At 71.5% G+C, this 23,191-nt stretch carries 25 protein-coding genes; 12 read left to right on the top strand and 13 right to left on the bottom strand.

What is annotated here, in order from left to right; genetic code table 11:
- Positions 1 to 80 precede the first annotated feature (80 nt).
- Positions 81 to 1,433: a lysine N(6)-hydroxylase/L-ornithine N(5)-oxygenase family protein gene (locus STRBO_RS0120590; protein ID WP_051085227.1), complete on the top strand. Its 1,353-nt coding sequence runs from the start codon at positions 81 to 83 to the stop codon at positions 1,431 to 1,433.
- A gap of 107 nt (positions 1,434 to 1,540) precedes the next feature.
- Here the strand turns inward: STRBO_RS0120590 and STRBO_RS0120595 are convergent, their stop codons facing one another.
- A complete protein-coding gene (locus STRBO_RS0120595; protein WP_005474293.1) occupies positions 1,541 to 2,827 on the bottom strand; it encodes a streptophobe family protein in 1,287 nt (428 codons plus the stop codon).
- 218 nt (positions 2,828 to 3,045) lie between these two features.
- Between STRBO_RS0120595 and STRBO_RS40295 the strand changes: the two genes are divergently transcribed.
- Complete coding sequence (locus STRBO_RS40295) at positions 3,046 to 4,368, top strand: DUF6777 domain-containing protein (RefSeq protein WP_028796764.1); 1,323 nt, start codon at positions 3,046 to 3,048, stop codon at positions 4,366 to 4,368.
- A gap of 32 nt (positions 4,369 to 4,400) precedes the next feature.
- Here the strand turns inward: STRBO_RS40295 and STRBO_RS0120605 are convergent, their stop codons facing one another.
- Positions 4,401 to 5,870, bottom strand: coding sequence for an FG-GAP-like repeat-containing protein (locus STRBO_RS0120605; protein WP_020114700.1), 1,470 nt, complete (start codon positions 5,868 to 5,870; stop codon positions 4,401 to 4,403).
- A 254-nt stretch (positions 5,871 to 6,124) separates the two neighbouring features.
- Between STRBO_RS0120605 and STRBO_RS0120610 the strand changes: the two genes are divergently transcribed.
- A complete protein-coding gene (locus STRBO_RS0120610) occupies positions 6,125 to 6,718 on the top strand; it encodes a DinB family protein (protein WP_005474289.1) in 594 nt (197 codons plus the stop codon).
- Between the two features lie 101 nt (positions 6,719 to 6,819).
- Positions 6,820 to 7,227 carry a helix-turn-helix domain-containing protein gene (locus tag STRBO_RS0120615; RefSeq protein WP_005474288.1) on the top strand — a complete coding sequence of 136 codons (408 nt, stop codon included), beginning with the start codon at positions 6,820 to 6,822 and terminating at the stop codon, positions 7,225 to 7,227.
- A gap of 18 nt (positions 7,228 to 7,245) precedes the next feature.
- Here the strand turns inward: STRBO_RS0120615 and STRBO_RS0120620 are convergent, their stop codons facing one another.
- Both STRBO_RS0120620 and STRBO_RS0120625 read right to left on the bottom strand, forming a co-directional pair.
- Positions 7,246 to 7,848 (bottom strand): ClpP family protease, encoded by a 603-nt coding sequence (locus STRBO_RS0120620; RefSeq protein WP_005474287.1) that lies wholly within the window; start codon positions 7,846 to 7,848, stop codon positions 7,246 to 7,248.
- On the bottom strand, positions 7,848 to 8,504 hold the full coding sequence (locus tag STRBO_RS0120625) for an ATP-dependent Clp protease proteolytic subunit (protein ID WP_005474286.1): 657 nt from the start codon (positions 8,502 to 8,504) through the stop codon (positions 7,848 to 7,850). Before STRBO_RS0120625 ends, STRBO_RS0120620 begins: the two co-directional genes overlap by 1 nt.
- Before the next feature lie 221 nt (positions 8,505 to 8,725).
- On the opposite strand from STRBO_RS0120625, the gene STRBO_RS0120630 reads away from it, so the two are divergent.
- A complete protein-coding gene (locus STRBO_RS0120630; protein WP_020114702.1) occupies positions 8,726 to 9,205 on the top strand; it encodes a VOC family protein in 480 nt (159 codons plus the stop codon).
- A 157-nt stretch (positions 9,206 to 9,362) separates the two neighbouring features.
- Positions 9,363 to 10,388: a TerC family protein gene (locus tag STRBO_RS0120635; protein WP_005474284.1), complete on the top strand. Its 1,026-nt coding sequence runs from the start codon at positions 9,363 to 9,365 to the stop codon at positions 10,386 to 10,388.
- Here the strand turns inward: STRBO_RS0120635 and STRBO_RS0120640 are convergent.
- The 3 genes from STRBO_RS0120640 to STRBO_RS0120650 form a co-directional block, all read right to left on the bottom strand.
- Positions 10,385 to 11,326, bottom strand: a complete 942-nt coding sequence (locus tag STRBO_RS0120640) for an SGNH/GDSL hydrolase family protein (protein ID WP_005474283.1) — start codon at positions 11,324 to 11,326, stop codon at positions 10,385 to 10,387. The two genes, STRBO_RS0120635 and STRBO_RS0120640, sit on opposite strands and share 4 nt — an antisense overlap.
- A gap of 199 nt (positions 11,327 to 11,525) precedes the next feature.
- Entirely contained in the window at positions 11,526 to 12,215 is a 690-nt protein-coding gene (locus STRBO_RS0120645; protein WP_005474282.1) for a thioredoxin-like domain-containing protein, read from the bottom strand.
- Positions 12,216 to 12,301: 86 nt separating this feature from the next.
- Positions 12,302 to 12,721, bottom strand: coding sequence for a DUF6153 family protein (locus STRBO_RS0120650; RefSeq protein WP_005474280.1), 420 nt, complete (start codon positions 12,719 to 12,721; stop codon positions 12,302 to 12,304).
- Between the two features lie 194 nt (positions 12,722 to 12,915).
- On the opposite strand from STRBO_RS0120650, the gene STRBO_RS0120655 reads away from it, so the two are divergent.
- Entirely contained in the window at positions 12,916 to 13,725 is an 810-nt protein-coding gene (locus STRBO_RS0120655) for a VOC family protein (protein ID WP_005474278.1), read from the top strand.
- A gap of 63 nt (positions 13,726 to 13,788) precedes the next feature.
- A complete protein-coding gene (locus STRBO_RS0120660) occupies positions 13,789 to 14,526 on the top strand; it encodes a ribonuclease H family protein (RefSeq protein ID WP_028796765.1) in 738 nt (245 codons plus the stop codon).
- 40 nt (positions 14,527 to 14,566) lie between these two features.
- On the opposite strand, the gene STRBO_RS0120665 is transcribed toward STRBO_RS0120660, so the two are convergent.
- The 3 genes from STRBO_RS0120665 to melC1 all read right to left on the bottom strand — a co-directional run bounded on the left by STRBO_RS0120665 (position 14,567) and on the right by melC1 (position 16,355).
- Entirely contained in the window at positions 14,567 to 15,019 is a 453-nt protein-coding gene (locus tag STRBO_RS0120665) for an SRPBCC family protein (RefSeq protein WP_005474275.1), read from the bottom strand.
- A gap of 102 nt (positions 15,020 to 15,121) precedes the next feature.
- Positions 15,122 to 15,946, bottom strand: coding sequence for a tyrosinase MelC2 (gene melC2, locus STRBO_RS0120670; RefSeq protein WP_005474273.1), 825 nt, complete (start codon positions 15,944 to 15,946; stop codon positions 15,122 to 15,124).
- A 43-nt stretch (positions 15,947 to 15,989) separates the two neighbouring features.
- Positions 15,990 to 16,355: an apotyrosinase chaperone MelC1 gene (gene melC1, locus STRBO_RS0120675; protein ID WP_005474271.1), complete on the bottom strand. Its 366-nt coding sequence runs from the start codon at positions 16,353 to 16,355 to the stop codon at positions 15,990 to 15,992.
- Positions 16,356 to 16,693: 338 nt separating this feature from the next.
- On the opposite strand from melC1, the gene STRBO_RS0120680 reads away from it, so the two are divergent.
- Positions 16,694 to 17,911: an FAD-dependent monooxygenase gene (locus STRBO_RS0120680; protein WP_005474270.1), complete on the top strand. Its 1,218-nt coding sequence runs from the start codon at positions 16,694 to 16,696 to the stop codon at positions 17,909 to 17,911.
- Positions 17,912 to 17,940: 29 nt separating this feature from the next.
- On the opposite strand, the gene STRBO_RS0120685 is transcribed toward STRBO_RS0120680, so the two are convergent.
- Together STRBO_RS0120685 and STRBO_RS0120690 are read right to left on the bottom strand one after the other, a co-directional pair.
- Positions 17,941 to 18,567: an alpha-ketoglutarate-dependent dioxygenase AlkB gene (locus STRBO_RS0120685; RefSeq protein WP_005474269.1), complete on the bottom strand. Its 627-nt coding sequence runs from the start codon at positions 18,565 to 18,567 to the stop codon at positions 17,941 to 17,943.
- Between the two features lie 95 nt (positions 18,568 to 18,662).
- The gene (locus tag STRBO_RS0120690; protein WP_005474268.1) at positions 18,663 to 19,340 is read right to left on the bottom strand and encodes an AIM24 family protein; all 678 of its coding nucleotides are present in this window, start codon (positions 19,338 to 19,340) and stop codon (positions 18,663 to 18,665) included.
- Between the two features lie 103 nt (positions 19,341 to 19,443).
- Here STRBO_RS0120690 and STRBO_RS0120695 point away from each other — a divergent pair, with 103 nt between their 5' ends.
- Complete coding sequence (locus tag STRBO_RS0120695; RefSeq protein ID WP_005474267.1) at positions 19,444 to 20,127, top strand: NUDIX domain-containing protein; 684 nt, start codon at positions 19,444 to 19,446, stop codon at positions 20,125 to 20,127.
- A 10-nt stretch (positions 20,128 to 20,137) separates the two neighbouring features.
- Here STRBO_RS0120695 and STRBO_RS0120700 read toward each other — a convergent pair whose 3' ends face one another.
- A complete protein-coding gene (locus STRBO_RS0120700; protein ID WP_005474266.1) occupies positions 20,138 to 21,046 on the bottom strand; it encodes a LysR family transcriptional regulator ArgP in 909 nt (302 codons plus the stop codon).
- Positions 21,047 to 21,125: 79 nt separating this feature from the next.
- Here STRBO_RS0120700 and STRBO_RS0120705 point away from each other — a divergent pair, with 79 nt between their 5' ends.
- The gene (locus STRBO_RS0120705; protein WP_020114705.1) at positions 21,126 to 21,731 is read left to right on the top strand and encodes a LysE/ArgO family amino acid transporter; all 606 of its coding nucleotides are present in this window, start codon (positions 21,126 to 21,128) and stop codon (positions 21,729 to 21,731) included.
- Between the two features lie 149 nt (positions 21,732 to 21,880).
- Positions 21,881 to 23,182 (top strand): MFS transporter, encoded by a 1,302-nt coding sequence (locus tag STRBO_RS0120710; RefSeq protein WP_020114706.1) that lies wholly within the window; start codon positions 21,881 to 21,883, stop codon positions 23,180 to 23,182.
- Positions 23,183 to 23,191 lie beyond the last annotated feature (9 nt).

The raw sequence follows: 23,191 nt of genomic DNA on the forward strand, positions 1-23,191 counted from the left end.
TAAGGCTTACCTTATCTAACATGTCTCTGCTGGGGGAGGCGGTGTTCCTGCTGGGGCGACTGTGTGGACCCCTTTTCTCGATGAAAGGCGATGACGCGGTGACGATGCTGCACACCGGGCCGGATTCCATCTACGACGTACTGGGGATCGGATTCGGCCCGTCGAATCTCGCACTCGCCATCGCGCTCCACGAACACTCCACCGGGACCGGCGCAGAGGGCGGGCTCCGGGTCGGGTTCCTGGAGAGACAACCCCGGTTCGGCTGGCACCGCGGCATGCTCATCGACGACGCCACCATGCAGGTGTCCTTCCTGAAGGACCTGGTGACGATGCGTGATCCCACCAGCGACTTCAGCTTTCTGTGCTACCTGCGCGAGCAGGGCCGGCTCGTCGACTTCCTCAATCTGAAGACCCTGTTCCCGCTGCGCATCGAGTTCCACGACTACTTCGAGTGGGCCGCCGCCCGCGTCTCCCACCTCGTCGAGTACTCCGCCGAGGTCGTCTCCGTGCGCCCCGTCACCCGGGACGGCGAGATCCGTTACTTCGACGTCACCAGCCGCACCCCCGGGGATCCGGACCGGTTCACCGTCCGCCGCGCCCGCAGCATCTGCGTGGCCGCCGGCCTGGAACCGCACCTCCCGCCCGACGCCGCCCTGTCCGACCGCGTCTGGCACACCAGCGAGTTGCTGCCCCGCGTCGAGCAGGCCCAGCGCACGGGACGGCCGATACGCCGTGCGGTCGTCCTCGGCGCCGGTCAGAGCGCGGCGGAGGCCGTCGACTACCTCCACCGCAGCTTCCCGGAGGCCGAGATCTGCTCCGTCTTCGCCAAGTACGGCTACACACCCGCCGACGACAGCCCCTTCGCCAACAAGATCTTCGACCCCGAGGCCGTCGACCTGTACTACGGCTCGCCCCGCGACGTGAAGCAGTCGCTGTTCGACTACCACCGCAGCACCAACTACTCCGTGGTGGACATGGATCTGATCGAGTCGCTGTCCCGGTCCATGTACCGGGAGAAGGTCCAGGGCCGCGAACGGCTGCGGATGATGAACGTCTCCCGCCTGCGTGAGGTCGAGGAGGGCACGGACGACGTCAGGGTGACCGTGGAATTCCTGCCGACGGGAGAGCGCGAGACCCTCTCCTGCGACCTCCTCGTCCACGCCACCGGCTACCGGCCGCGCGGTGTGAGCGACAACCTCGGGGAGATCGGCAAGCTCTGCCTGCGTGACGACGAGGACGCCCTCCGGGTCGGCCGGGACCACCGGGTGGCCACCGCCCCCGACGTCAGCGCGGACATCTACCTCCAGGGCGGCACCGAGCACACCCACGGCCTCACCTCGACGCTGCTCTCCACCACCGCCGTCCGCGCCGGGGAGATCTGCGCCTCGCTTCTCTCGCGCCGCGCGAGGGACCTGACGACGACGGAGGTCTGACAGGCGGATGCGGGGCCCCCGGAGTCGCTGACACCGGGGCGAGCCCGGTCGGTACGTGCCCGGCCCCAAAAAATCGGGCGTCCGAGACGGCCGCGCCCCGCCCACGCCTACCGCCGGCCGGCGTCCTCGTCGACCGCGCCCCGGCGGCGCACACCCCGGGCCAGCGCCCCGCCCAGGAACCCGGTCACGAGTCCCCACAGCACGGCGAGCCCGAGCGCGGTCCACAGATGGGGCCGCAGGAACAGTTCCCCGCCCAGGTCGCCGCCGAGGTCGCCGATGCCGATGACCGACAGTCCGTAGTGCGCGGAGATCCGTGCCACGAGACAGACCATGAGGACGGTCAGCGCGAGAGCGGCCGCCATGTGCACGGCGTGCTGCCACAGCCGTACCCGGGCGGGGGAGCGGGCGGCCATCACGAACGCGGCGGCGACCAGCAGGACGGCGTTCACGGCGAGCAGCCACCACACCCGGCTGTCGTACTCGGCGAGCGAGCCCAGGTTCAGGGTGGACACGTCGGGCCCGCGCATCACCTCGTCCAGGACCTTCGGCATCGGCAGTCCGAACGGCCCCTCCACCTGGCTGTCCCAGGTGGCGCCCAGGCCGATCGTGAAAGCCAGCCAGGTCACGTTCGGCAGGCCCAGCAGGATCACCGCGGCCGTCTCCGCGGCGTGCCCCCGGGTCAGCGCCACCACGACCGCGATCACCAGCCCGAGGCCGACGAACGCCAGCAGCAGCCCGACCATGGCGTACGCGGCCGGGCGCACCGACTCCTGGAACCGCAGCAGCCGCGGCGGAAGCGGCGCCCCGCGCGAGACCAGCAGCGCCAGGACGAGGACACCGGCGAGCCAGAGCAGACCGAAGAACAGGGTCGGCGCCATGGCCGTCTCGAACCCCACGTCGGCGGAGGTGCCGAGGAAGTCACCCACGTCGCCGAGCGGGATGTCGAAGGTCTGACGGGCGGCCAGGGCGAGGCCGATCAGTGCCGCCAGCCACAGGACGGCGATCCGGGCGGCCCAGCCGGCGAGTTCGCGGGCCCCCGCGACCGCCCGGTGGCGCAGGGGCCGCAGGAACCCGGCGGCGATCACCAGCGCGCCCACGAGGGTCACCGACAGCGGGATCACGGTCAGGCCCGCCCGGGTCTCGGCGATGGACCCGGCGCCGCCGGAGAGCTCGATCGTGCCGCCCACCGCCGTCACCACGGTGGCCGCGACGACCCGGGGGAACGCGCCGTCCGGGAGGTCCGCCGCGCCCGCCGCCCACAGCCCGAGCGACGCCACCACGATCATCGCGATCAGCCCGGCGAGCACGGCCGCCAGGGCCTGGAGCCAGCCATGGCGGGCGACCGCCCGCTCGGGAGCGGTCGCTTGCCGGGGAGGCAGGGTCCGGTGACTCACTCTTGCCACGCTAAGCACGGTGGAGACACTCCGCGCGCCGGGAGGTCCGCCGCCCGCTCGGCTTGCGGGCTGCACGGGGCCAGGGCACACAATGGCCCTGTTGTACAACAAAGCGGCGCTAAATAGATGAAAATCACACAAACACCACGTCGATCTATGCGAACCATGTGTGCCGCCGCGAAGTCCTGACGCGAAGTCCCTACGCCGGGAGAAGACCCGTGAGTTCCGAACAGCCGTCCTCCGGCCGCCCGACAGGACCGCCCTCCGGCCCGTTGTCCGGGCCCCAGCAGCCCAGCCCCACGCCGCCCAGCCCCACGCGGCCGAGCGGTCAGGTGCCCCCGGAGCCGCCGGGCGACGCCTCGGGCCCCGGCGGCACCGGCGGAACGGGAGGCTCGGGCGGTTCCGGCGGCGGACCGAGCGGCCCGGCGGGAGCAGGCGGCCGGGGAGGTCCCGGTCAGCCGTGGTGGCGGTCCGCCCCTCGCATCGCCCTCATGGTCACCGCGGCCGTCGTCGCGGTGGTCCTGGTCGTCGTCCTCACCCGCTCCGACGACTCCGGCGACTCGGCCGGCGGCGAGGTCTTCCTCCAGGCCGCGGGAAAGTCGGGCCCCGACCCCTTCACCGAGTCGACGGCCACCGACAGCTCCACCCCGCCCGAGACCCCCACGGCCACACCGAGCAGCTCGGAACCCGCCAACGTGACGCGTGCCGTGGACGGTTCGTCCCCCGGCCTCTACGGCGGCACCCGCAAGGTCTCCAGCTGTGACGTGGAGAAGCAGATCAAGGTCCTCGGGGCGAACCCCGCGAAGAACGACGCGTTCGCCTCCGTCGCCGGAGTCGAGCCCTCCGGCGTACCCGCCTACCTGCGTTCACTCACCCCGGTGCAGCTGCGCATGGACACCCGCGTCACCAACCACGGCTACCGCGACGGCGCCGCCACCAGCTACCAGGCCGTCCTCCAGTCCGGCACCGCCGTCCTCGTCGACGACCGGGGCGTGCCCCGGGTGCGCTGCGCCTGCGGCAACCCGCTGAAGCCGCCGGTCGCGCTGAAGACCACGCCGGAGCCCAAGGGCGACTCCTGGCCGTCGTACCGGCCGCAGAACGTCGTGGTCGTCGAACCCTCGACGACGGTCATCAACGTCTTCGTCCTCTACGACCCCGAGCACGACGACTGGTTCACCCGGCCCGCCGGCGACACGGGCGGGAAGGACAAGAAGACCACCCCGCCCGTCAACCAGCCCTCCCCGTCGACGTCGACGTCGTTCTCCGAGGAACCGCCCTCGAAGTCGCCCAAGCCGTGCCCCTCGGGCGGCGCGACGCAGACCGAGAAGAACAGGGACGCCGACCACGGCGCGAGCCCCTGCCCCTCCTCGTCCTCGGTGACCCCGTCCACCTCGCCCCCGTCGGCGCCGGAGACTCCGTCCACCTCGCCGCCGTCGGCGCCGCAGAGTCCCGAGACGGCCGAGGTGCCGCCGGAGGACACCACGACCTCCGGGTCGGCGTCCCTCGACAGCGTCCCGGCGCCGGTCGCCCCGGGTTCCTGACGGGCCGGCGGCGCCGACGGGGCCCTACCGCCTCACTCGTCGATCGCCGCGCCGAACAGGGCGTCCACATGGGGCGCCCCGAGGGAAGCGGCGTTGTACGTCCACGACCCGGCCGCCGTGACGCCGCCCGAGCCCGCCGAGAGCACCCAGACGTGACCGTCGCCGGTGTTCTCGCCCGGCGAGGCGGCCAGCAGTCCGAAGCGGCCGTCGCTGTTCGGGTCGGTCAGCCGGACCTGGGCGCCCCACTTGTCGCCCTTCTCGGCGGCGCCCGGCACGTCCGTGGAGTTCTGGTCCCAGGACCTGGCGCCCACCGAGGTCAGCCCGGCGGCGGAGCCGCGCAGCACCCACACGGCGCCCGCGTCCTCGACCGTGCCGATGTCCTCGCCCGCCGCGCCGATCGCCACGTCCGCGTGACCGTCCCCGTCGGTGTCCGCGACCGACAGGTCCGAGCCCCAGCCGTCACCGGCCTCGGCGACCCCCGGCACACCGGGGGAGTCCTGCACCCACCAGTCCGGATCCGCCGCCGGGCCGTCCGGACCACCGAGACGCACGCCCACCAGCCCGCCGGTCTGTGTCTCACCCGGCTGGTCGTCCGGGGAGTGCGGCTCACCGGTCACCAGGTCGTCGTACCCGTCGTTGTCGATGTCCCCGGACGCCGCGACCGGACCGCCGCGCAGATCGCGCTCGTACTTCAGTCCGTCCGCGTTGCCCGACAGGTACGCGGACCAGCCGTACCCGGGTTCGTCGCCCAGGCTCAGCCCGGACACGACGAGGTCGGCGAAGCCGTTCCTGTCGTAGTCGCCGGTGGTCATGGACACGGGCCGGATGTCGCGGGCCTCGGCCTTCGCGCCGAACCGCTGGGTGGACTCCCGGCGCATCGAACCGCGCGCCGCGTCGTCGTAGGCGAACAGTTCCACGCCGTACGGGTCGAGGACGGCGAGAAGGTCGCCGTCCGTCTCGGCGGTGAAGCGGCCGGCGGCCAGGCCGGTGCCGAACTGCTCGCCGGCGGCGGGCTCCTCGGTCTCCAGCCAGTCGCTCGCGGCGCCCGTCAGCCCGGCCTTCGAGCCCCACAGGACGGCCACGCCACCGGCGTCCTTGACGGTGCCGAGGTCCTCGCCGGGGATGCCGACCACCGCGTCGTCGAACCCGTCGCCGTCCAGGTCGCCCGTGGCGACCGCCCGGCCGAACCCGTCGCCCGGCTCGGCCGCGCCCGCGACCCCGGACGTCGACTGGCTGAATCTGGCGACATTGCTCGTGCCGATGCCCTTGGCCGAGCCGTACTGCACGGTCACCAGACCCGCGCCGCTCCTGCCGCTCACGGTGGCACCCGGCGCGCCGATCAGGACGTCCTCGTAACCGTCGCCGTTGAAGTCGCTGTTGCGGTCACTGGCCCGCGTACTGCCGGGCGAGCCGGCGTACGCGGACGGCGCGGTGGCGATCGCCGCGCCGGAGACAAGAAGAAATGTGGCAGCGGCCAGCGCTGCCGAACGGTTCTTGCGCATGTTCGGCTCCTCGAAACAACAACGGCCGGGCAGCGCGGGGGTGTCCGGAAAGGGCCCGTTCCTTGTCCGGCGTCCTGTTCGACACCGCGTGGTGAACAAGGGTTGTACGGGAGTACACGGCCGCTTCAGGAGGGCAGGGGTGCGGATTCGGCCGCGGCGGTGTGGCGGTCCGGGGTCCTCGCAGGCCGGACGGAGGGGGTGACCGGCGGAAATGGAGTGGCGGAGCGGCACGGTGACCGCCGATGCTCCTCCGTATGAGTGACCATGGTGCGACCCGTCCCGACGACCGGCCCCTGCCCGAGAGGAAGCCCGGCTGGGGCGACCGGTTCGTCGGCCCCGAAGGGGACCCGCGCGGCGACGGAGGGTTCGAGGGGGAGCGGGCCACGCTCGTCGGGTATCTGCGCAACCAGCGGCTGACCCTGGAGCTGAAGTGCGCGGATCTGGACGCCGAGGCCCTGGCCCGCCGTGCGGTGCCGCCGTCGAACATCTCGCTGCTCGGCCTCGTGCGCCACCTGGCCGGCGTGGAACAGTACTGGTTCCGCCAGGCGTTGGCGGGCGAGCCGCCGTCGCCGCGCCACTATCGCGCGGGGGACGACCCGGACGGGGACTTCAACGACGCCGTCGCGGACCCCGAGGCCGTCGCCGACGCCTGGAGGACCTGGCGGCACGAGGTCGACTTCGCCGAACGCTTCGTGGCGGCGGCCCCCGATCTCGCCCTCACCGGCCGCCACGACGGCGAGCCCATCGCCCTGCGCGAGGTCCTCGTCCACATGATCGAGGAGTACGCCCGCCACAACGGTCACGCGGACTTCCTGCGCGAACGCATCGACGGCCGCGTCGGAGAATGACGCCCAGGAGCGGGTTCCCGACGATGCGGGTTCCCGACGATTTCCCTGAGGGCGGAACGCCGACCCCTTCCCCTCCCGCCCGTGATTCCTAGGCTGGAGAAGTGAGCCAACACGCCTCGAACGAAGCCCGCGTCATCCCCCTTCGCCCGGCTACGGCCCGTCCGGCGGGGGTCCGCCCGGCGACCTCCCGTCCGTCCGGCCCACCCGCCAGGGAACCTCTCTGGCGTGACCTCGTCGGTGACGTACTGCGCCGCGAACGGCTGGCCCAGGAACGCACCTTGAAGGACGTCGCCGACGAGGCCCGCATCTCGATGCCGTACCTCTCCGAAGTGGAACGGGGCCGCAAGGAGGCCTCGTCGGAAGTCCTCGCGGCAGCCGCCCAGGCCCTGGGGCTGAACCTCGGAGACCTGCTGTCCCTGGCGCAGACGGAGCTGACCCGTCACACACCCCGCAGCGCCCCCCGCGGCACGCCCGGGGCCCCCTACAACGGCCTGTGCCTCGTGGCCTGATGTTCGCGCGAGCGGCCCTCAGACCCCCACCAGCCGCCGGTTCAACACCTCGTCCGCCAGCCCGTACGCCACCGCCTCCTCCGCCGTGAACACCTTGTCGCGATCCATGTCGGCCCGCAGACCGGACATCTCGCGCCCGGTGTGACGCGCGAGCACGTCCTCGACCTGGGCCCGGATCCGCACCATCTCCTTGGCCTGCAGGGCGAGATCGGAGACCGTGCCCTGACGGCCTCCGCTCGCCGGCTGCCCCAGCAGCACCCGCGCGTGCTCCAGCACGAAGCGCCGCCCGGGGTCCCCGCCCGCCAGCAGCACCGCCGCCGTCGAGGCCGCCTGCCCGACGCAGAACGTCGAGATCGGCGCGCGTACGTAGGACATCGTGTCGTAGATCGCCATCAGCGAGGTGAACGATCCCCCGGGCGAGTTGATGTAGATCGCGATCTCGCTCTCCGGCGCCGACGACTCCAGGTGCAGCAGCTGCGCGATGACGACGTTGGCCACCCCGTCGTCGATCTCCGTACCGAGGAAGATGATCCGCTCGGACAGCAGCCGGCTGAACACGTCGTACGACCGCTCCCCTTGCGGAGTCCGCTCGACCACGTTCGGAATCGTGTACGTCCCCATCACTGCAGTCCCATCCGTCGGCGTGACGAGGCCGGCCGCACGTCGTCGAGCGCCTCGACGACCCGGTCGACCATCCCGTACTCCCTGGCCTGTTCGGCCGTGAACCAGCGGTCGCGGTCGCCGTCCCGGGAGATCGTCTCCTCGGTCTGGCCGGTGTGCTCCGCGGTGATCCGCTCGATGGCCCGCTTGGTGAACTCCAGGTTCTCCGCCTGGATCTCGATGTCGGCGGTGGTGCCGCCGATGCCCGCCGACGGCTGGTGCATCATGATGCGCGCGTTGGGCAGCGCGTAGCGCTTGCCGTGGGCGCCCACGCTCAGCAGGAACTGACCCATGCTCGCCGCGAAGCCCATCGCCAGCGTCGAGACGTCGTTCGGGATCAGCCGCATCGTGTCGTAGATGGCGAGGCCCGCGGTCACCGAACCGCCGGGGCTGTTGATGTAGAGGCTGATGTCGGTGCGCGGGTCCTCCGCCGACAGCAGCAGCAGCTGGGCACAGACCCGGTTGGCGGAGACCTCGTCGACCTGGGTGCCGAGGAGGACGATCCGCTGGGCGAGGAGCTGCGCGGCGAGATGGTCGTCGAAGCGCGACGGCGGGGTGTCGCCCTCCTCGGCGCGCGGGGCGAGCGTCGGGGCCCGGCCGGTGGTCAGTGGAGCCACGGTTCCTCCCTGGGGGTGAACACGACCGCGGTGGCCGCTGTCTCCACTCTCCCCACGAACCGCCCCTCACCTGGCCTTTCTCTGCCCACGGCAGATTCGCCGACAGCAGAGCGGCGACCGCCCGCCGTGATCCGCCGCAGCGGACGCCCGCGCCACCGATGAGTTTCGGAAGCAGGATCGGTCGATACAGAGACGACACACCCCCGCCCGAGGAGGCACTCATGTCCAGCGACGGATTCACCATCTGCCTGTGGTTCGACGGCCGGGCCGAGGAGGCCGCCACCCACTACGTCTCGATCTTCAAGAACTCACGGCTCGGCCGCGTCACCCACTACGGGGAGGGCGCGTTCCAGCCGGCCGGCACGGTGCTCACCGTGGACTTCGAGGCCAACGGCCAGCGGTTCGTCGCGCTGAACGGCGGCCCGCAGTTCACGTTCACCGAAGCCGTCTCCTTCCAGATCCTCTGCGCCGACCAGGACGAGATCGACTACTACTGGAACAGCCTCACCGAGGGCGGCGAGCCGGGCCCCTGCGGCTGGCTCAAGGACAGGTTCGGGGTGTCCTGGCAGGTCGTGCCCACCGCCCTCATCGAGATGATCAACGACTCGGACGCGCAGAAGGCGGCCCGCGCGACGGCGGCGATGATGTCGATGGGCAAGCTCGACCTCGCCGCGCTGGAGAAGGCGTACGCGGGCGAATAGCCGTTGCGCACATCCTCGTTCCGGTGGGCGGCCCCCGTGGCCGGGCCTCCCACCAGGGCGGCACCGCGATGTCGGCGATTCTTTACCTGAGCCGGGTAGCGGCCGCAAAGGACTCCGGTGAGGCTTGGCCGTGCATCACCTGTTACCCGGAGGAACCTTGAACGTCTCCCTGGCCACCTGGCTGCTCACGATCGTCGCCCTGGGCCTCCTGGTGGCCGTCGACTTCTTCATCGGCCGAAAACCCCACGACGTGTCGATCAAGGAGGCCGGCATCTGGTCGGCCGTCTGGATCGCCCTGGCCATCGCGTTCGGCCTGGGGGTGTGGGCCGTCGGCGGGGGCAAGCCCGCGGGAGAGTTCTTCGCCGGCTTCATCACCGAGAAGTCCCTCAGCGTCGACAACCTCTTCGTCTTCGTCCTGATCATGGCGAAGTTCGCGGTGCCCTCGCAGTACCAGCAGCGCGTCCTGATGGTCGGCGTCCTCATGGCGCTGGTGCTCCGCGCGATCTTCATCGCGGCCGGCGCCGCGATCATCTCCAGCTTCTCCTGGGTCTTCTACATCTTCGGCGCGTTCCTGATCTACACCGCCTGGAAGCTGGTGGAGGACGCCCGCAAGGGCACCCACGAGGAGGAGTACGAGGAGAACAAGCTCCTCCAGGCCGTGGAGAAGCGCTTCGGGGTGGCCGACCGGTACCACGGCACCAAGCTGTGGATCGAGGAGAACGGCAAGCGCGTCATGACGCCGATGCTCGTCGTGATGCTCGCCATCGGCTCCACCGACGTCCTCTTCGCGCTCGACTCCATCCCCGCGATCTACGGCCTCACCCAGGACCCGTACATCGTCTTCACCGCCAACGCCTTCGCCCTGATGGGCCTGCGGCAGCTGTACTTCCTCATCGGCGGCCTGCTGAAGAAGCTGGTCCACCTCTCCTACGGCCTGTCGATCATCCTCGGCTTCATCGGCGTCAAGCTCGTCCTCCACGCCCTGCACGAGTCCGGGGTCCACGTCCCCGAGATCTCCATCCCCTTCTCCCTCGGCTTCATCGTCCTGGTCCTGGCCGTGACGACGGTGACGAGCCTGTGGGCCTCGAAGCGGCAGCAGCAGCGGGACCAGCGGGACCAGCGGGACGCGGCGGGCGCGGGGGACGACGAACAGGACGACGAACACACGTCGCAGCCGGTCTAGGGGCCCTGGGAGACCTCGTCGGCGATGGCCCGCGTGATCTCGCGGGCCATCCGCGTGATGCCGGGCGACACCACCGGGCACGGCCTCGGCGTGGAGGTCGTCGGGGCCAGGCAGAAGTGCAGGTAGTCCTTGTCGTGGTGGAGGGCGGTGCGGGCCCGTCCCGGCTGGGTGCAGTAGCCGTCGTGCGCACGCTCGTACGGGGTGCACGGCAGGTACTGGGTCCAGGCGTAGCGGTCGGAGGCCGGGCTCACGGCCCGGCCGGCGTCGGCGGTGATGTCCCCGGAGGCCCTGGCCCGCTTCTCGTAGAGGGCGTTCACCCGGCGCACCCGGTCCGGGGTCATCGGGTCCGGGCCCTGGAGCACCCACACGATCGTCGGCCGGTGCTCGCCGCCCGCGTTCGCGATCTGCTCGGTGAGCTGCTCGGCGGCGGCCTCGTACCGCCGGAAGTACTCCGTACGGGCCTTGCCGTAGGTGACCCCGTCCATGCAGGGCGTGTAGTCCCAGGAGTTGCCCCAGAACTGCACAACCACGTAGTCCGGGCTCAGCCGCCGCACCAGCGCGGCCGCCTTGTCCCGGGGCGGGACGAGCGACCGGTCGGCCGTGCCCTCCAGGTAGTCGCACAGGGTGGTACCCCCGTACGGCACGCTCGTGTAGACGGCTGCGAGGTCCTCCTTCAGCTGGGCGCCGAGGACCTTCTGATTCTCCATGGCGAGCGAGTCCCCGAGGTAGAGCACCTTGGGCGCCGGCTTCGCCGTACCGGCGTCCCCGCCGCTGTCCGGGGGCGCGGTGGCGGCCCGCTGACGCGTGGTCGGTGACGGGTCGGGCGCTGTCGCCGACGGAGGCGTCCCCTGCGGAGCGGACTCCGGATCCCCGCACGCGCCCAGCGACAGCGCGGCGAGCACCGCCCCGGCCACTCCCACGATCCACGCCCTGCGCATACGGCGACTCCCGCCCCGGCCGTCGAAACGGTTCCCCAGGCAAGCACAGCCCGGGTCGGGGCGGAAGACATGTGTCGGCCACGCGTGGGGGACCGGCCGAGGCACGGCCACCGCACGGGCGCCGGAGCCGAGGCGATCTTGCTCCGGCGCCGACCCCACGGGGGGCGCCCGGTTCGGCCGGACGCCCCACCCGGCCGGGTCAGGGGGTCATACCGCCGCTGCACGCGGCACCCGGCTCCGGCGTCTGCTCGCCCTGGACGTACTTGGTGAGGAACTTCCGCACCCGGGGGTCGGACGCCTTCTCCACCTTGAGCTGGTGCTCCCAGGCGCTCAGCACGATGGGTGAGGACTGGTCCTCGTAGGGGCTCATGAAGGTGTACGTCGTCTTCTTCACCAGCCCGGTCAGCGACTCGACGTCGGCCTCGGCCGCCTTGTCGTTGTAGGTGACCCAGACCGCGCCGTGCTCCAGCGCGTGCACCGCGTTCTCGTTCGGCACGGCCTTGGTGTACACCTGCTTGTCGCAGTTGACCCACACCTGGTTGTGGTCGCCGCCCACCGGCGGGCTCATCTTGTACGTGACGGGCTCGGACACGTGGTTCTGGGTGAGCTTCGACCAGCTCTTCACACCGTCGACCGGCGCGGCCTTCGCCGCCGCCTCCGCCGCCTCCTTCTCCTGCGCGGAGTCGATGAGGTACCAGCCGCCGCCGACGAGGCCGGCCAGAATGGCGGTGGTGACGCCGATCATGAGCAAGCGCGAGCGCCGCTCACGGGCCTGCTCGGCCTTGCGTATCTCCTCGACGCGGGCCCGCCGCGCCGCCTCCCTGGCCTTGGGGCTGTTCTTCCCGCCCTTGGGGCCGCCGCTGTTGGTCTTCGCCTTGGATGAAGCCATGGGGTGTCCTTCTCCCCGCCGTGACCCCGTACGGGCCCGGCGGTGCTGCTGGTCGTCCGGAATCTGTCGCGCGGGCCGGTGCCGGCCTAGACGCGGAGCAACTGCAGTTCGTGGAGATCGGGAGGGCGGGAGAGCCCCGGCTCACCCGAGCCGTCGAGCGCCGCCGGGGCCGTGGCCGTCGCGGGCTGCCAGGAGACGGCGGTGGGAGCGCCGGGCAACGGCGCCTGGCCCAGCACCGCGGCCGGGTCGGGGGAGTGGCAGGCGTGTCCGCCGGGACTGTGCTCACAGGGGTCCCGGTCCACCTGGCCCGCACGCGCGACGGCGGGTCCCTCCGCCACGGGTACTGCCGACACCGTGTGCGGGCGCTGCGCCGGCGCCTCACCGGGAGGCGCGCCCGCGCAGAACATCAGGAACGTGGTCAGGGCCGAGGCGACCACCAGCAGTACGCGCGCCGACCGGCCCCGGGCGCACGGCAGCACCGAACGTCTGAACGGCCGGCCGGGCATGGAGCCACCTCACGAGTCGAGGCGAACGGGAGTGCGAGCGTCGCTGAAATTATCAGACGGCGCACAGCCGTGGTCCCGACCCGGGGATCCCGTGCCGGTTTCACGCGGTCCGTCCCCTTCGGCGCGCGTCCGCGAGCAGCCCTGGTTAGCGTGAGAGCCGGGAGACCACCTGTCGGACCGAGGAGAGACGCGCGATGGCCGCACACCCCGAGGGAACGCCCTGTTGGGTCGACGCGATGTTCAGTGACGTCGAGGGGGCGAAGAGTTTCTACGGAGACGTACTGGGCTGGACGTTCGGCGAGTCGTCGTCCGAGTACGGCAACTACACCCAGGCGTACGCGGACGGCAAGGCGGTGGCCGCCGTCGTTCCGCCGATGCCCGGCCAGGAGGGCCAGTCGGCCTGGTGCCTGTACTTCGCCTCGCCGGACGTGAACGCCACGGCGGCCAGGATCCGTGACAACGGCGGCGAGGTGCTGATGGAGCCGATGCGGGTCGGCGAGTTCGGCTCCATGCTGCTGGCCCGTTCCCCCGACGGCGTCGTCTTCGGGGCCTGGCAGGCGGGCGCCCACGAGGGTTTCGAGGTGATGGGCGTGCCCGGCGCGTACGTGTGGGCCGAGGTCTTCACCCGCGAACCCGAGAAGTCCGACGCGTTCTTCCCGGCCGTCTTCTCCTTCCGGGCCAAGCGGATGGACGACCCCGACAACCCGCAGATGGACTTCCGGGTCTTCGAGCTGGGGCAGGGCCCGCTGCTCGGCAGGATGAAGATGACGGCGGAGGACTTCCCGCCCGAGGTGCCCTCGTACATCAACGTGTACTTCACCGTCGCCGACTGCGACGCCGCGGTCGCCCGGGCCACCGAGCGGGGCGGGATCCTGCGCTTCGGACCGATGGACACCCCCTTCGGCCGTTTCGCGGCGCTCAGCGACCCGCAGGGCGCGTCGTTCTCGGTCATCGACGTCAGCCACACGAAGGGCGAGATGCCGGAGCTCACCGACGTCGGCTGAGGGGCCCGGCCGGACACGTGGGGGCAGGGGGCCCATGGGCGGTCCCCTGCCCCCACCCATGGCATGATCGAGCGCATGCCGGAACGTGTTGTGGCCGCCTGTGACGGAGCCTCCAAAGGAAACCCCGGACCAGCGGGCTGGGCCTGGGTGGTCGCCGAGGACGCTGAGATCCCCACCCGGTGGGAGGCCGGCCCGCTGGGCAGAGCCACCAACAACATCGCCGAACTCACCGCACTGGAACGGCTGTTGACGGCCACCGACCCGGCCGTCCCGATCGAGATCCGCATGGACTCCCAGTACGCGATGAAGGCGGTCACCACCTGGTTGCCGGGCTGGAAGCGCAACGGCTGGCGCACGGCCGCCGGCAAGCCGGTCGCGAACCGGGAACTCGTGGTCCGCATCGACGAGTTGCTCACCGGCCGTACCGTGGACTTCCGCTACGTGCCCGCGCACCAGGTCGACGGCGATCCCCTCAACGACTTCGCCGACCGCGCGGCGAGCCAGGCGGCCGTCGCCCAGGAACCGGCCGGCACCGAGCTGGGCTCCCCGGAACCGCCGGCCGCGCCCGACGCCGTCCCGTCGCGCTGGAGCGCGGCGAAGAAATCAGGAAAGTCCGGGAAGCCCGCCAGGTCCGGCACCCGGACCGGCTCGGCCTCGGCGTCGTCCCGCACCATCAAGGCGAAGTTCCCCGGCCGCTGTCTGTGCGGCCGCCCCTACGCCGCGGGTGAGCCCATCGCCAAGAACGACCAGGGCTGGGGCCACCCGGAGTGCCGTACGGCGGCGTCGGCCGGAGCCGAGTAGCCGCCGCACGGCACAGTGCTCTCGCGGGAGGGCGCGGGCGTCACACGACGGCGCCGCGCCACTCCCCGCTCTCCCGGCCGCGCTTCTCGATGAACGTCTTGAAGCGCTCCAGGTCGCCCTTGGTCTGCCGCTTCACGACCCCCAGCTTGTCGGCCACCTTCTCGGCGGTGCCCGTGGGCTCGAAGTCCATCTGCAGCATGACCTTCGTGCGCTCCTCGGAGAGGTGGTGGAAGGTGACGACGCCGGCCTGACGGGCCTCGCCGCCCACCGTCGTCCACGCCACCCGCTCGTCCGGGATCTGCTCGGTGATCTCCGCGTCGAACTCCCGCCGCACGCCGTCCACCTTGGTCACCCAGTGCGTGAGTGTGCCCGAACGCTGCTCGATCCGCTCGACCCCGCTCATGAACTCGGGAAACGTCTCGAACTGCGTCCACTGGTTGTAGGCGGTCCGGACGGGGACGTGGACCTCGACGGACTCCTCGATCTGGGTCATCGGTCGCCTCCTCACATCGGTTGCGTGTCGATCGCGTCCGGGTCGCCCCGGGCGCGTCCGGAGCGGGTACCCAACTCCCCGAGGATCAACGCGCCAACACGGTCAGGCCGCGTCGAACGTGTAGTGGGCGGTGTGGTCCAGCAGCGCCGCCGGAGTGGTGTCGTTCCACGGCTTCATCGGCTCGTTCAGATCGACGACGTTCGCGGTCCCGGCGGCCGGCACGTACGCGGCGCCGGGGTGCAGGCGCTGCCAGTCCGCCCACAGCTTGTCGACGAACGCGTGGTGCAGCCAGAAGACGGGGTCGTTGGGGGAGACCCCGGTGCCCATCTGGCCGCCCACCCAGACATGCACCCGGTTGTGCAGGTTGACGCCCCGCCAGCCCTCCAGGTGGTTGCGGAAGCCGTCCGAGGCGCTGTTCCAGGGCGCCATGTCGTACGTCGGCATCGCGAGCACCGAGTCCACCTCGGCTCGGGTCGGCAGCTGCCGCACCCCGGCGCCGAGGGAGCGGCGCAGGTAGGTACGGCCGTCGATCCGTACGTTGATCGGCCAGTTCCCGGTGGCCGCCGCGAAGGGCCCGTCCATCACCTGTCCGTCGCGGCTGCGCCCGGTGCCGCCGAGGAAGTCGGGTGCCCACAGGGACGCGCGGGTCGTGCGGTCGGCCGTCCAGTCCCAGTAGGGCAGGGCGACGGCCGGGTCCACGGACTGCAGGGCCCGCTCGAACTCCAGCAGGAATCTGCGGTGCCAGGGGAGGAAGGACGGCGAACGGTGGCCCGTGCGTTCGCCGTTGTCGGTGTCGCCGAGGATGAACGCGTTGTGCGTCGTGACGAACTCGTCGTAGCGGCCGGAACGCTTCAGCGCGATCAGCGCGTCGACGAGGCGCCGCTTCTCTTCGGCGGTCAGGGTCGCCTGGTTCTTGCGTACGGTCATGGCTCTGCGGCTCCTTGCGGTGGTCCGGTGGTGCGGGTGCGGGTCAGTTGAAGGGGACGAGACGGGCGCCCTGGAGTTCGTCGACCGCCGCGCGGGCGGCGGCGCGTGGGGTCGGCACGGGGGAGTAGTGGCTGACGACGCTGATCCAGCTGCCGTCGGCGTTCCGCATGACGTGCAGTTCGGCCCCGTCGACGAACACGGCGTACCCGGCGCCGTGATGGTGGCCGCCGCCGTCGGTCGCGTGCCCCTGTATCCGGCGGCCCCGGTACACCTCGTCGAAGGTCTGCGGGGCCTTGCGGTCCTGGTGGGTGGCGTGGTCGTCCGCGGCGGCGGCGGTGAGCGGGGCGCCGACGGTCACGGCGAGGGCGGCCGCGGCGCCGAGGGCGTGGCGGCGGGTGATGTCGGGCATGCGAGATCCTCCTGGACATGGGGGGATTGATGACTCGTCATGCCTATCGATCAGGTGGGGAACGGGAGAAATCCCCGGAAGCCGGTTGGCCGTGATCAGGACAATCACGTACATGTCGTGCAAGGTTGAACAAAGATGATCTTGCTGTTGTGGATCTTCGAGTAGGGGTGGAGGGGGAAATTCCGCCCGGCGGTGAGGTCGCGGCCGATGATCTTGCGGTGGGTCTGCGGATCCTGTGGCCGGTGTCACGCGCGCAAAGTGGCGTGAATCCCGGGAGCGTCCGCGCTGCTACTCTTCGTGGTCAATTGATCGCTTTGCGCAGCGAAATGGGAGTGTGCGTGAAGATCGCGTGCGTCGGCGGAGGACCCGCAAGCCTGTACTTCTCGATCCTGATGAAGCGGCAGGACCCGTCCCACGACATCACCGTCCATGAACGGAACCCGGCCGGATCGACGTACGGCTGGGGCGTGACCTACTGGTCGGAGCTACTGGACAAGCTCCGCGAGCAGGACCCCGAGACGGCCCTCGCCATCAGCGAGAACTCCGTCACCTGGGACCGCGGGGTGGCGCATGTCCGCGCCCGCAGGACGGTCCAGCCGGGCGACGAGGGCTTCGGCATCGGCCGACGCCGGCTGCTCGAACTGCTCGCCGAACGCGCGCGGGCCCTGGGTGTCCGCGTCGAGTACGAGGACGCGATCACGGCCGACGACCTGCCGGACGCCGATCTCGTCGTCGCGGGCGACGGGGTCAACAGCACCGTGCGCGAGCGGTACGCCGGCCGGTTCGGCAGCGACATCACGCTCGGCCGCAACACCTACATCTGGCTCGGCACCACCAAGGTCCACGACGCCTTCACCTTCTCCTTCCAGGAGACCGACCACGGCTGGATCTGGGCCTACGCCTACCCCTTCAGCGACGAGCAGAGCACCTGTGTCATCGAGTGCTCCCCGCGGACGCTGAACGGCCTGGGCCTGGACCGCCTCAGCGAGGCCGACGGGCTGGCCCTGCTGGAGAAGCTGTTCGCCGACATCCTGGACGGCCACCCCCTCCTCGGACGCGCCCAGGACGACGGCACCGCCCAGTGGCTCACCTTCCGCACCCTGACCAACCGCACCTGGCACCACGGCAACCTCGTCCTGCTGGGCGACGCCGCCCACACCACCCACTACTCCATCGGCGCCGGCACGACGCTCGCCCTGGAGGACGCGATCTGCCTGGCCGAATCGCTCGGCGCCCACCCGGACACGGAGGCGGCGCTCGACGCGTACGAGCGGCGGCGCAAGTCCGAGCTGCTGCGGCTGCAGAGCGCGGCACGCCACAGCGCGCAGTGGTACGAGAACATCCAGCGGTACATCGACCTGCCCCCGGAGCAGATGTTCGCGCTCCTCGGCCAGCGCCACTCGCCGCTGCTGCCGTACGTGCCGCCGCAGCTCTACTACCGCCTCGACCGCGCGGCCGGCCGTCTGGAGGCCCTGCGCCGCCTCAAGCGCTGGCTGGGCCCGAAGCTGGCCCGGTCGTCACAGGCGCGTGCCCTCGCCGACGCCGACCGGAGGTAACGCGCCCCCGGCCCCCCGGGGCCGTACGGCTAACGCACGCCGCGCGGCCGGAACTGGACGCTGATGCGCGGCCCCACCGCCCGCGTCGACTTGGGGACCGCGTGGTCCCAGGTGCGCTGGCAGGAGCCGCCCATCACGATCAGGTCGCCGTGCCCCTGCGGAAACCTCAGGGTCTCCCCGCCGCCGTGCGGGCGCAGGGCAAGATCGCGGGGGTCGCCCAGGGACAGGATGGCCACCATCGTGTCCTCCCGGGCGCCCCGCCCGATCCGGTCGCCGTGCCAGGCCACGCTGTCCCGGCCGTCGCGGTAGAAGCACAGCCCCGCCGTGGCGAACGGTTCGCCCAGCTCGGAGCCGTAGTGCGCGGACAGTGCCTCCCGGGCCTCGTCCAGGACGGGGTCGGGGAGGGCGTCCTCGGCGCCGTAGTACGCGAGCAGTCGCGGTACGTCCACGACCTGCTCGTACATCTGGCGCCGCTCCGCCTTCCAGGGCACCTCCTCGGCGAGCCGCGTGAAGAGGGAGTCGGCGCCGGTGAGCCATCCCGGCAGCAGGTCGATCCAGGCCCCGGCGCCCAGCTCGCGCCGGCGCAGCCCGTCGAGGGGGCCGAGGCGGAGGTCGTCGGACTGGTCGAAGAGGGAGCCCTGGAGGTGCGTGGCCATACGGCCAGCGTACTCCCAAATTCGAAAGCATGTTCGCTCGCGAGGTGGGGGCCGTCGAAGGGCCCGGGGACCTCTGCTCCCTCCTCCGCCGTCGATCAGTGCTGCTGGGCCTTCTGCGGCGTCACCTCGCTCGGTCGTACGACCACGAAGCCCTCGCCCTCCAGCTTCAGCTGCACGGCCTCCCCGGAGCCGCCCCGGATCATCGAGCCGAAGGACTGGGAGCGGTGCAGCGAGGTGCTCAGATGCGCCGTCCAGCCCACGACCGCGTCGGTGTCGACGAACACGGGCAGCTGCGGGGAGACCGGGATGACCAGCGGGTTACCGTCACACACGAGGCCGAGTCTGCCCTGCCCGGTGAACACGCTGTTGAACAGGCCGCCGCCGGTCATGCCGGCGCCCTTCACGGTCTTGATCTCGTAGGACAGCGAGGCGTCGAAACAGAGCACGTTGCGGCCGTTGACGGTGAACACGTCGCCCGGCTCGACGTCGACGACGAAACAGTTCTGCGCCTCGTGCGCGAACCAGGCCTCGCCCTGACCGCGCACGGCCATCAGCGGCAGCCCCTCCCCGGTGACCGCGCGCTTGAGCATGCCGCCCACGCCCTGGCCCTTGCGTTCGAACTGCAGGTTTCCCCGGTAGGCGATCATCGCGCCCTGCCGGGCGAGCATCTCGCCGTTGACGGCGTACTTGATGGACTTGGCGTTCTGGACGGTCATCCCGGGCGCGTGCGCCGGCTGGACCATGTTCTCGTGGGAGAAAAGATCACTCTTCATACGGGCATGCTGTCCCGGAGTGCCCGATTCCGCCAAGCGACGCGCGGAGCAGGCGAATTGGGGCGCCTGACAACGCCGTGATCGGGATGGTAGAAGCGGACACATGAACAACAAGACCGTCGGCGTCGACCTCCCGGACCGCCGGGGCCGCACCGGACTCGACCGCACCGGCCGGGACCTGACCGGCAACCCCCGCGTCAAGGTGCGGGACGTGCGACTGCTGTCCAGCCACTGGTACGTGGAGCGCACCACCACCTTCGACTTCCGGCACGCCGACGGCACCTGGAGCACCCAGGAGCGCGAGACGCACGACCGGGGCAACGGCGCCACCGTCCTGCTCTACGACGCCGCCCGCGAAACCGTCCTGCTCACCCGGCAGTTCCGCTACCCGGCCTACGTCAACGGGCACCCCGACGGGATGCTCGTCGAGACCCCCGGCGGCCTGCTCGACAAGGAGGACGAGCACCCCGAGGTCGCCGTGCGGCGCGAGGTGATCGAGGAGACCGGCCACACCATCGGCGAGATCCAGCACGTCTTCGACATCTACATGAGCCCCGGCTCGGTCACCGAACGCGTCAGCTTCTACGCCGCCTCCTACGGCCCGTCGACCCGGACCCACGAGGGTGGCGGCCTCGACGAGGAGGGCGAGGACATCGAACTCGTCGAACTGCCCTTCCGTCAGGCCCTGCGGATGATCCGCGGCGGCGAGATCGCCGACGCCAAGACCATCATGTTGCTCCAGTGGGCGGCGCTGGAGGGGCCGTTCGCGGCCGGGGACCGGGAGTAGCGGGAGCGGCTCACGGGTCGAGCGCCTCGGCGGCCTCGGCGGCGACCGCTTCCGCCACGGCCGTCAGTGTCGGGGAGTCGAGCTTCCACTGCTGCCAGAACAGCGGGGTGTCCACGGGCCGCTCCGGCGCCAGGTTGACGAGCCGTCCGGCGGCGAGCAGCGGCTCGGCCTGCGCCGCCGGCACCATGCCCCAGCCCATCCCGGCGGCCACGGCGTGGGCGAAGCCCTCGGACGTCGGCACGTAGTGCCGTCGCGCCCCGGCCGGACGGCCCCGCGTCAGCCGGCGGACGAAGGCGTTCTGGAAGTCGTCCCGCCGGTCGAAGAACACCACCGGCGCGTCCCCGATCACGTCCTTGAGCGGCACACCCGAACCGACGCCGAGCCGGCGCTCCGCGAACGCGGGCGAGGCACACGGCACGTACCGCATGCGGCCGAGCGGCCGGACCGAACACCCGGCCACCGCCTCCGGTGCCGAGGTGACCGCGGCCGTCACCAGGCCCTCGCGCAGCAGCCGGGCCGTGTGCTGCTCGTCCTCGCGCCGCAGTTCGTAGCAGGGGCGCAGCTCCTCGGGCACGCGGGTGAGGGCGGGCAGGAACCAGGTGGCCAGGGAGTCGGCGTTCACCGCGATGGACACCCGCGTGGTCTCGCCGGCGCCGGTCATGCCGAGCGCGGTGTGCGCGTCGTGTTCGAGGCGGGCCAGCTGACGCGCGAACCGGACGATCACCTCGCCGGACTCGGTCGTCCGCACCGGCTTCGCTCGGACCAGCAGGACCCGTCCGACCCGCTGCTCCAGCGCCTTGACCCGCTGACTCACCGCCGACGGCGTCACGTGCAGGGCGGCGGCCGCCGCGTCGAACGTGCCCTCGTCCACCACCGCGAGCAGGGTGCGTACCAGATCGGCCGGAAGCTGAGACATCACGAACGCTAATGATACGTAAGAATCATTAGCTGTACGCATGGGTGCCGCGTTTCCTAGCGTGAGGGGTGTGTTCAGCGAAATGACCGCCCTCGCGGCCGGATTCGGCACCGGCCTGTCCCTCATCGTCGCCATCGGCGCCCAGAACGCCTTCGTCCTGCGCCAGGGGCTGCACCGCGACGCCGTGCTCCCCGTCGTGGCCATCTGCGCCCTCTCCGACGCGGTGCTGATCGCCCTCGGGGTCGCCGGGGTCGGTGCGGTGGTCGTCGCCTGGCCCGGCGCGCTCAAGGTGGTCGCCCTGGTCGGCGGCGGCTTCCTCCTGGTCTACGGCGCCCTGGCCGCCCGCCGCGTCCTGTGGCCCGGCGACGCCGCCCTGCGCGCGGACAGCGGCTCCGCGGGCTCACGGCGCCGGGCCGTCCTCACCTGTCTGGCCCTGACCTGGCTCAACCCCCACGTCTACCTCGACACCGTGTTCCTGCTCGGCTCCATCGCCTCCGACCGCGGCCCCCTGCGCTGGACCTTCGGCCTCGGCGCCGGCCTCGCCAGCCTCTGCTGGTTCGCCGCCCTCGGCTTCGGCGCCCGGCTGCTCAGCCGCTTCCTGGCCCGCCCGTCGGCCTGGCGGGTCCTGGACGGCCTGGTCGCGGTGACGATGCTCGCGCTCGGCGGCATGCTGATCGCCGGAGCGTGACCCCCCCGGCGGGCACGGGTCCGCGGCCGCCGGCGGCGCGGGTCGCGGCGACGGCATGTGAGACGGACGCCCGACCGCCTGTCCCGGCGGTGGCGATCTCCGCGATAGTGGTGCCCGAATCGAAAGATGTATCGAGCATCAGGATGCCCGTGGACACCACCCAGAGCAGCGCAGGCGACGAGACCACACCGGAGGACGACGCCCCGACGCCACCCCGCCGGGGCCGGCGCCGCTGGGCGATGGACACCCGCCCCCTGCGCCGCCCCGCCTACCGGCGCCTGTGGTCGTCCACCGTCGTCACGGCGGTCGGCAGCCAGCTGACCGCCGTGGCCGTACCCAAGCAGATCTACGACATCACCGGCTCCTCCGCCTGGGTGGGCTACGCGAGCCTCGCCGGCCTGCTGCCCCTGGTGGTGTTCGCGCTGTGGGGCGGCGCGGTCGCCGACAGCGTGGACCGCCGCACCCTGCTGCTGGTCACCAACACCGGTATCGCCGTCACCTCGGTGCTGTTCTGGGTGCAGGCCGTCACCGGCCTCGAATCGGTGTGGACGCTGATGGCACTGCTCGCCCTCCAGCAGGCGTTCTTCGGCCTCAACGCACCCGCCCGCAACGCCTCCGTGGCCCGGCTGGTCCCCGCCGACGAACTGGCCGCGGCCGCCGCCCTCGGCTCGACCGTGATGCAACTCGGTCTGGTGGCAGGCCCCTTGCTCGCCGGCGCCCTCATCCCGATCATCGGCCTGGCCGAGCTGTACCTGATCGACGCTCTGGCCCTGTGCGTCACCCTCTGGGCGGTCCACAGACTGCCGTCCCTGCCGCCCCTGGACGACACGACGACCCGGCGCGCCGGCTGGCGGGAGGTCCTCGCGGGCCTCCGCTACATCGCCCTGCACAAGGTGCTCCTGCTGTCCTTCCTCGCCGACATCATCGCGATGGTCCTGGGCATGCCCCGCGCCCTCTTCCCCCAGCTCGCCGACACCACGTACGCCCCCTACGACGAGGGCCTCGCCCTCGGCCTGCTGTTCGCCGCCATCCCCATCGGCGCCGTCCTCGGCGGTCTGCTGTCGGGCACCTTCTCCCGCTCCCGCCGGCACGGCCTGATGGTGATCGCGGCGGTCATGGGCTGGGGCGCGGCCATCACGGGCTTCGGGCTCAGCACCAGTCTCTGGTTCGCCGTGCTCTTCCTCGCCGCCGCCGGTGTCGCGGACATGGTCTCCATGATCTTCCGCGGTGCCATCCTGCTGTCCGCCGCGACCGACGAGATGCGCGGCCGGATGCAGGGCGTCTTCACGGTGGTCGTCGCCGGCGGGCCCCGCCTCGCCGACGTCCTGCACGGCACCGCCGGCGCGGCCTTCGGCGCCCGGACGGCCGTGGTCGGCGGCGGCCTGCTCGTCATCGCCGCGATGCTGCTCCTGGCGACCGTGTCACCGGCACTGAGGCGGTACCGGATCTGACCGATCGGC

The organism is Streptomyces bottropensis ATCC 25435, from assembly GCF_000383595.1.
GTDB lineage: Bacteria > Actinomycetota > Actinomycetes > Streptomycetales > Streptomycetaceae > Streptomyces > Streptomyces bottropensis.

What these genes read in the sequence shown, in the direction of transcription:
- STRBO_RS0120590 (WP_051085227.1), top strand. Translation starts at nt 81, where the DNA reads ATGAAAGGCGATGACGCGGTGACGATGCTGCACACCGGGCCGGATTCC.
- STRBO_RS0120605 (WP_020114700.1), bottom strand. Translation starts at nt 5,870, where the DNA reads ATGCGCAAGAACCGTTCGGCAGCGCTGGCCGCTGCCACATTTCTTCTT.
- STRBO_RS0120610 (WP_005474289.1), top strand. Translation starts at nt 6,125, where the DNA reads ATGAGTGACCATGGTGCGACCCGTCCCGACGACCGGCCCCTGCCCGAG.
- STRBO_RS0120620 (WP_005474287.1), bottom strand. Translation starts at nt 7,848, where the DNA reads ATGGGGACGTACACGATTCCGAACGTGGTCGAGCGGACTCCGCAAGGG.
- STRBO_RS0120630 (WP_020114702.1), top strand. Translation starts at nt 8,726, where the DNA reads ATGTCCAGCGACGGATTCACCATCTGCCTGTGGTTCGACGGCCGGGCC.
- STRBO_RS0120640 (WP_005474283.1), bottom strand. Translation starts at nt 11,326, where the DNA reads ATGCGCAGGGCGTGGATCGTGGGAGTGGCCGGGGCGGTGCTCGCCGCG.
- STRBO_RS0120645 (WP_005474282.1), bottom strand. Translation starts at nt 12,215, where the DNA reads ATGGCTTCATCCAAGGCGAAGACCAACAGCGGCGGCCCCAAGGGCGGG.
- STRBO_RS0120650 (WP_005474280.1), bottom strand. Translation starts at nt 12,721, where the DNA reads ATGCCCGGCCGGCCGTTCAGACGTTCGGTGCTGCCGTGCGCCCGGGGC.
- STRBO_RS0120655 (WP_005474278.1), top strand. Translation starts at nt 12,916, where the DNA reads ATGGCCGCACACCCCGAGGGAACGCCCTGTTGGGTCGACGCGATGTTC.
- STRBO_RS0120660 (WP_028796765.1), top strand. Translation starts at nt 13,789, where the DNA reads ATGATCGAGCGCATGCCGGAACGTGTTGTGGCCGCCTGTGACGGAGCC.
- STRBO_RS0120665 (WP_005474275.1), bottom strand. Translation starts at nt 15,019, where the DNA reads ATGACCCAGATCGAGGAGTCCGTCGAGGTCCACGTCCCCGTCCGGACC.
- melC2 (WP_005474273.1), bottom strand. Translation starts at nt 15,946, where the DNA reads ATGACCGTACGCAAGAACCAGGCGACCCTGACCGCCGAAGAGAAGCGG.
- melC1 (WP_005474271.1), bottom strand. Translation starts at nt 16,355, where the DNA reads ATGCCCGACATCACCCGCCGCCACGCCCTCGGCGCCGCGGCCGCCCTC.
- STRBO_RS0120685 (WP_005474269.1), bottom strand. Translation starts at nt 18,567, where the DNA reads ATGGCCACGCACCTCCAGGGCTCCCTCTTCGACCAGTCCGACGACCTC.
- STRBO_RS0120690 (WP_005474268.1), bottom strand. Translation starts at nt 19,340, where the DNA reads ATGAAGAGTGATCTTTTCTCCCACGAGAACATGGTCCAGCCGGCGCAC.
- STRBO_RS0120695 (WP_005474267.1), top strand. Translation starts at nt 19,444, where the DNA reads ATGAACAACAAGACCGTCGGCGTCGACCTCCCGGACCGCCGGGGCCGC.
- STRBO_RS0120705 (WP_020114705.1), top strand. Translation starts at nt 21,126, where the DNA reads ATGACCGCCCTCGCGGCCGGATTCGGCACCGGCCTGTCCCTCATCGTC.